Below are 6,473 nucleotides of genomic sequence, written 5' to 3'. Positions count from 1 at the left end.
AAAACCGTACAACTCATTGAATATCAAGGAGTTTTCCGTTTCGACTGCGCCGGAAGTGGGGCGAATTATAGGCCGTTGGAATTCTGGGTCAAGCACTCATTTCACATTTATGTCATATAACCCAAAAGCAAAGGCCAGCCTGGCGGCTGGCCTTTGCTTCAAGCAGATGCAACGAAGTACTTACAGGCTCGGAAACGCGAATTGCGATGCTTCATGAGTAGCACGCTGCGGCCAACGCTGGGTGATTGCTTTACGGCGGGTATAGAAACGCACGCCATCCGGCCCATAGGCATGCAAGTCACCAAACAGCGAGCGTTTCCAGCCACCAAAGCTGTGATAAGCCACAGGTACGGGCAGTGGGACGTTAACACCGACCATGCCCACTTCGATTTCATCGCAGAACAAACGTGCCGCCTCGCCGTCACGGGTAAATATACAGGTGCCATTGCCGTATTCATGGTCATTGATCAACTGCATCGCGGCTTCCAGGCTATCCACCCGCACAATGCACAGCACCGGTCCAAAGATCTCTTCTTTATAGATGCGCATTTCAGGCGTCACACGATCAAACAGACAGCCACCCAGGAAGAAGCCTTCTTCGTGATCCTTGACACTCAAACCACGACCATCAACCACGAGTTCAGCGCCAGCGGCCACACCGTCTTGCACATAACCACTGACCTTGTCACGCGCCTGCCCCGACACCAAGGGGCCCATGTCCAGACCGCACGAAGTGCCAGCGCCAATTTTCAGCGCTTTGATCTGTGGAACCAACTTGGCCACGAGCGCATCCGCCACTTGATCGCCAACACATACGGCAACCGAAATTGCCATGCAGCGCTCGCCACATGAACCATACGCGGCACCCATCAACGCATTAACCGCGTTATCCAAATCGGCATCCGGCATCAGCACCGCATGGTTCTTCGCCCCGCCCAACGCTTGAACGCGCTTGCCGCGCTTGGTCGCCTCGGCATAGATGTACTCTGCGATCGGCGTAGACCCCACAAAACTCAACGCTTTGACTTCTGGCGCTTCAATCAGCGCATCCACAGCGGATTTGTCACCATGCACAACGCTCATCACACCCTTGGGCAGCCCTGCCTCTTGCAGCAACTGAGCAATAAACAACGTCGAACTCGGATCTCGCTCCGACGGCTTAAGGATGAAACAGTTACCACACACAATTGCCAACGGGTACATCCACAAAGGAACCATCGCCGGGAAGTTGAATGGCGTAATACCCGCCACTACACCCAAGGGCTGGAAGTCCGACCATGCATCAATGTTCGGGCCTACGTTACGGCTGTATTCGCCCTTCAAAATTTCCGGCGCTGAACAGGCGTACTCAACATTCTCAATCCCACGCTTGAGTTCGCCCGCCGCATCTTCCAGCGTCTTCCCATGTTCTTCGCTGATCAACTGCGAGATACGGGCTTCGTTCTGTTCCAGCAATTGCTTAAATCGGAACATCACTTGAGCACGCTTGGCTGGAGGCGTATTACGCCAGGCCGGGAATGCCGCCTTGGCAGCGTCAATCGCTTGTTGAATGGTCTCGCGACTGGCCAAGGGAACTTGATGGATTACTTTACCGGTCGACGGGTTATACACATCGGCAGTACGGCCGGTATCGTTCAGCAACTCGCCATTGATCAAATGTTGAATGGTGCTCATGGATGCTCCAGAAAAGTTGTCCACAGGCGCGAACGCTGCGCGCCTGGGTAAAGCCAAAAGTGTCGCTTCTATATATAGAAGGATCAGTCGATCTGGTTCAGCGCTTCACCGACCGCATCGAACAAGCGATCCAGGTCTTGCGCCTTGCTGTTGAAGGTTGGCCCGAACTGCAGGGTGTCACCGCCAAAACGAACATAAAATCCGGCTTTCCACAATTTCATCGCCGCATCGAACGGCCGCACAATCGCATCGCCATCACGCGGTGCAATTTGAATGGCGCCCGCCAGGCCATAGTTACGAATGTCGATGACGTTTTTCACGCCCTTCAGGCCATGCAGCGCATTCTCGAAATGCGGTGCGACATCCGTCACGCTCTGCACCAGGTTTTCTTTTTGCAGCAGATCCAGCGCAGCAATCCCCGCAGCGCACGCCACCGGGTGAGCCGAGTAGGTGTAACCATGTGGGAACTCAACCGCATACTCAGGCGTAGGCTGATTCATGAACGTCTGATAAATCTCAGTAGACGCAATCACCGCCCCCATGGGAATCGCACCGTTGGTGACTTGCTTGGCAATACACATCAAGTCCGGTGTCACACCGAAGCTGTCAGCCCCGAACATCGAGCCAGTGCGACCAAACCCGGTAATCACCTCATCGAACACCAACAGGATGTTGTGCTGATCGCAGATTTCACGCAGGCGTTTCAGATAACCCTGTGGCGGCACCAGTACACCGGCAGAGCCGGCCATTGGCTCAACAAACACTGCGGCAATATTCGAGGCATCATGCAGTTCGATCAACTTGAGCAGTTCATCGGCCAATGCAATTCCGCCCAACTCGGGCATTCCGCGAGAAAACGCGTTGCTGGCCAATAACGTGTGAGGCAGATGATCAACGTCCATCATGGCCTGACCAAACAGCTTACGGTTGCCATTCACACCGCCCAGACTGGTACCGGCAATGTTCACGCCGTGATAGCCGCGAGCACGACCGATCATTTTGGTTTTGGTCGCCTGGCCTTTCAAACGCCAGTAACCCCGTACCATCTTCACGGCCGTGTCGGCACATTCAGACCCCGAATCAGTGAAGAACACGTGGTTCAGATTGCCCGGCGTCAGCGCGGTAATTTTCTCGGCCAATTGAAAGGACAGCGGATGACCGTATTGGAACGCGGGGGAGTAGTCCAGTGTGCCCAGTTGCTTGGCCACCGCTTCCTGAATTTCCGTGCGGGTATGCCCTGCGCCGCACGTCCATAGACCTGACAGCGAATCGTAAATTTGCCGACCTTTATCGTCCGTCAGGTAACTGCCTTTTGCGCCCACGATAAAACGTGGATCACGGTGGAAGTTACGGTTCGCGGTGTAAGGCATCCAGTGAGCATCCAGCTTCAATTGGCTGGTCACTGAGATCTCGGCATTTTCAGGCATGTTCATGAGCAAAACCTCGCAAAGCAGAAAGCGGCGTGGGATTGAAAGCGTTGTTGCAGCTAAATTGACACGGCTATAAAGTCGGTGAAATCCAACTTTTCTAACCTTTAGTTAGGCAGTCACTAAACTATGAGCAGCCGTCGTCCCGATGCACTGGCGCAAGTCAGCGACTTTGATATCCGCTTGCTGCGCATCTTCCGCAGCGTTGTGGAATGCGGCGGATTTTCGGCTGCTGAGACGGTATTGGGCATTGGCCGCTCGGCGATTAGTCAGCAAATGAGTGATCTTGAGCAGCGCCTCGGTTTGCGGTTATGTCAGCGTGGGCGAGCCGGATTCTCCCTGACCGAAGAAGGCCGCGAGGTTTACCAGTCAGCACTCCAGTTGCTGGGCGCACTGGAAAGCTTTCGCACCGAGGTCAACGGTTTGCACCACCATTTGCGCGGTGAGTTGACCATCGGGCTGACCGACAACCTCGTCACCCTCCCCCATATGCGCATTACCCATGCCTTGGCTCAACTCAAGGAGCGCGGGCCCGACGTGCAAATTCATATTCGCATGATCGCTCCCAATGAGGTGGAGCAAGGCGTGCTCGACGGGCGTTTGCATGTGGGTGTAGTGCCTCAGGCCAGTGCACTGTCCGGGCTTGAATACCAACTGTTGTACAGCGAACGCTCACTGCTTTACTGCGCCGTGGGCCATCCATTGTTCTATGTCGACGACCGCTTGCTGGAGGATCAGCGGCTCAATGATCAGGACGCCATTGCCCCGACCTTTCGCCTGCAGGCCGAGATTCAGGCGCACTATCAAGCCCTCAACTGCACGGCCAGTGCTTCGGACCGCGAAGGCATGGCTTTTTTGATTCTGACCGGCCGATATATTGGCTATCTGCCAGACCACTATGCCCAATTCTGGGTGCAGCAAGGCCGGTTACGGGCGCTCAAACCTACGTTGCGCTATTACGATTTGAGCTTGGCTTCTGTCACGCGTAAAGGCCGTCGCCCCCATTTGGTGCTGGAAAGCTTTCTGGAGAGTCTGGCCGCTACACGCTAGGGCGCCTGCTGGATTAATGACTTGACCAAGGCGCAACCCAGCGTCTGCTAAAAACCTTTTAACTTCATGATTTATAAAAATTAACAGAGCAGGACTGAATAATTACCTGAGCACTTGGACAGCTTTTTGCAATGGCCTATCTACCCCACATGCACAGCCGAATGCAGAGAGCGCCCCATGCAGCCAGAATCATCTACGCCCAGTGAACTGATTTACGGCCTGAACGACCGCCCAAAACCACTCGCCGCGATCTTGGCTGCGTTACAGCACGTATTGGCAGCATTCGTCGGCATCATTACACCGCCGCTGGTGATCGGCGCTGCACTGGGGCTGATGGAACACTTGCCGTATCTGATCAGCATGGCCTTGCTGGTCTCCGGTGTTGGCACCTTCATTCAGGCTCGTCGACCTTTTGGCATTGGCGCCGGAATGATTTGCCTGCAGGGCACCAGCTTTGCCTTTCTGGGCGCCGTCCTGTCCGCCGGTTTTCTGGTCAAACAACGGGGCGGCAGCCCGGAAGATATTCTGGCAATGATTTTTGGCGTGTGCTTTTTCGGCGCACTGGTGCAAGTCATCCTCAGCCGTTGCATTGGCCAATTGCGCCGGGTGATCACACCGCTGGTGACGGGCATCGTGATTACGCTGATTGGCGTCAGCCTGATCAAGGTCGGCATCACGGATCTGGGGGGCGGTTTCAATGCACCGGACTTTGGCGCGCCAGCCAATCTTGCATTGGGTGGCTTTGTATTGCTGACGATCATCTTGCTCAACCGCTCCTCGACCCCTTGGGTGCGGCTGTCGGCCATCATCATCGGTCTCGCCGTCGGTAGCCTGGTCGCCTGGTACAGCGGTCAATTGGTACCCAAGCCCATTACCGGTTTGCCACTGATCAGCGCCCCTGTACCGTTCAAGTTTGGTTTCAGTTTCGACTGGACGGCCTTTTTGCCCGTCGCGCTGATCTATGTGATCAGCACGATCGAAACCGTCGGCGACCTCACGGCCAACTGCATGCTGGCCCGCCAACCCATCAGTGGGCCAAGTTACATCGCCAGGCTCAAAGGCGGCGTGCTGGGCGATGGCGTCAGTTGCATGATCGCCGCCACGTTCAGTGCCTTTCCCAACACCACGTTCGCCCAGAATAACGGTGTCATTCAGTTGACCGGCGTGGCCAGCCGCTATGTCGGCCTGTACATCGGTGCCATTTTGATCTGTCTTGGATTGTTTCCGGTGATTGGCGCAGTGTTGCAGCAAATCCCCAAGCCGGTGCTGGGTGGCGCCACGCTGGTCATGTTTGGAAGCGTCGCCGCAGCGGGCGTGCGAATCCTCGCTCAAGCCCCGCTGGATCGCCGCAATATGCTGATTATTGCGACTTCCTTTGGCGTCGGTCTGGGGATCGCGGCGCAACCCGGCTTGCTGCATTTGATGCCTAAACTGGTGCAAAACCTGTTCGACTCAGCGATCACCAGCGGCGGCATTACCGCGCTGCTCATGTGCCTGCTGCTGCCGGAGAAAAAACCTGAAACCGAGATCGCGATTGTGCCTGCTCCAAGCCCCGCACTTGGGCCAAAAAGCTGAGCTGTTTATGCTCACACTGCTTGTTTCATTACGGTGGGTGCGCTATCAGTGCACTGGTTGCGCCCACCGATCTGTCCGGAATTGTTTATGACCCTTGAAGTCCCTGCACACGCAGGCAAACCTGCCAGCCGCATTCGTCAGAAAAACGAAGACGCCATTCTCAAGGCCGCCGAAGATGAGTTCGCCCGCCATGGTTTCAAAGGCACCAGCATGAACACCATCGCGCAAAATGCCGGCCTGCCCAAAGCCAACCTGCACTATTACTTCACCAATAAACTCGGGCTTTATATTGCCGTGTTGAGCAATATCATTGAGCTCTGGGACAGCACCTTCAACACCCTCAACGCGCAGGATGATCCTGCCCAGGCACTGACCCGTTATATCCAGGCGAAAATGGAATTTTCCCGCAGCCAGCCCAAGGCATCACGCATCTTCGCCATGGAAATCATCAGTGGCGGTGAATGCCTCACCGAGTATTTCAATCAGGATTATCGCCTCTGGTTCCTGGGCCGGGCGGCGGTATTCCAAGCTTGGATTGATGCCGGGAAAATGGATGATGTGGACCCCACCCACCTGATTTTCCTGCTGTGGGGCAGCACGCAGCACTATGCTGACTTCGCGACGCAAATCTGCCGAGTCACCGGCCGCTCACGCCTGACCAAGCAAGACATGGCTGATGCCAGCTACAATCTGACCCGTATCATTCTCAAGGGCTGCGGCCTGACACCCCCGTCATCACACTGAGTA

General features: G+C 55.5%; 5 protein-coding genes. 3 read left to right on the top strand and 2 right to left on the bottom strand.

The genetic code is table 11. The features are described from left to right. Positions 1-180 precede the first annotated feature (180 nt). Both GHN86_RS19110 and GHN86_RS19105 read right to left on the bottom strand, forming a co-directional pair. Complete coding sequence (locus GHN86_RS19110) at positions 181-1,674, bottom strand: CoA-acylating methylmalonate-semialdehyde dehydrogenase (RefSeq protein ID WP_153381270.1); 1,494 nt, start codon at positions 1,672-1,674, stop codon at positions 181-183. Between the two features lie 83 nt (positions 1,675-1,757). Beyond that, positions 1,758-3,107: an aspartate aminotransferase family protein gene (locus GHN86_RS19105; protein ID WP_153387131.1), complete on the bottom strand. Its 1,350-nt coding sequence runs from the start codon at positions 3,105-3,107 to the stop codon at positions 1,758-1,760. 123 nt (positions 3,108-3,230) lie between these two features. On the opposite strand from GHN86_RS19105, the gene GHN86_RS19100 reads away from it, so the two are divergent. The 3 genes from GHN86_RS19100 to GHN86_RS19090 all read left to right on the top strand — a co-directional run bounded on the left by GHN86_RS19100 (position 3,231) and on the right by GHN86_RS19090 (position 6,470). Continuing rightward, the gene (locus GHN86_RS19100; RefSeq protein ID WP_153381266.1) at positions 3,231-4,151 is read left to right on the top strand and encodes a LysR family transcriptional regulator; all 921 of its coding nucleotides are present in this window, start codon (positions 3,231-3,233) and stop codon (positions 4,149-4,151) included. Between the two features lie 177 nt (positions 4,152-4,328). After that, on the top strand, positions 4,329-5,726 hold the full coding sequence (locus GHN86_RS19095) for a uracil-xanthine permease family protein (RefSeq protein WP_153381264.1): 1,398 nt from the start codon (positions 4,329-4,331) through the stop codon (positions 5,724-5,726). A gap of 87 nt (positions 5,727-5,813) precedes the next feature. Beyond that, the gene (locus tag GHN86_RS19090) at positions 5,814-6,470 is read left to right on the top strand and encodes a TetR/AcrR family transcriptional regulator (RefSeq protein WP_153381262.1); all 657 of its coding nucleotides are present in this window, start codon (positions 5,814-5,816) and stop codon (positions 6,468-6,470) included. The last annotated feature ends 3 nt before the right edge of the window (positions 6,471-6,473 follow it).

The organism is Pseudomonas helleri (genome assembly GCF_009600315.1).
Taxonomy (GTDB): Bacteria; Pseudomonadota; Gammaproteobacteria; order Pseudomonadales; family Pseudomonadaceae; genus Aquipseudomonas; species Aquipseudomonas helleri_A.
Note: the sequence above shows the minus strand (reverse complement) of the source record. Positions and strands in the feature narration are given on the sequence as shown.

What these genes read in the sequence shown, in the direction of transcription:
- GHN86_RS19110 (WP_153381270.1), bottom strand. Translation starts at nt 1,674, where the DNA reads ATGAGCACCATTCAACATTTGATCAATGGCGAGTTGCTGAACGATACC.
- GHN86_RS19095 (WP_153381264.1), top strand. Translation starts at nt 4,329, where the DNA reads ATGCAGCCAGAATCATCTACGCCCAGTGAACTGATTTACGGCCTGAAC.
- GHN86_RS19090 (WP_153381262.1), top strand. Translation starts at nt 5,814, where the DNA reads ATGACCCTTGAAGTCCCTGCACACGCAGGCAAACCTGCCAGCCGCATT.
- GHN86_RS19100 (WP_153381266.1), top strand. Translation starts at nt 3,231, where the DNA reads ATGAGCAGCCGTCGTCCCGATGCACTGGCGCAAGTCAGCGACTTTGAT.
- GHN86_RS19105 (WP_153387131.1), bottom strand. Translation starts at nt 3,107, where the DNA reads ATGAACATGCCTGAAAATGCCGAGATCTCAGTGACCAGCCAATTGAAG.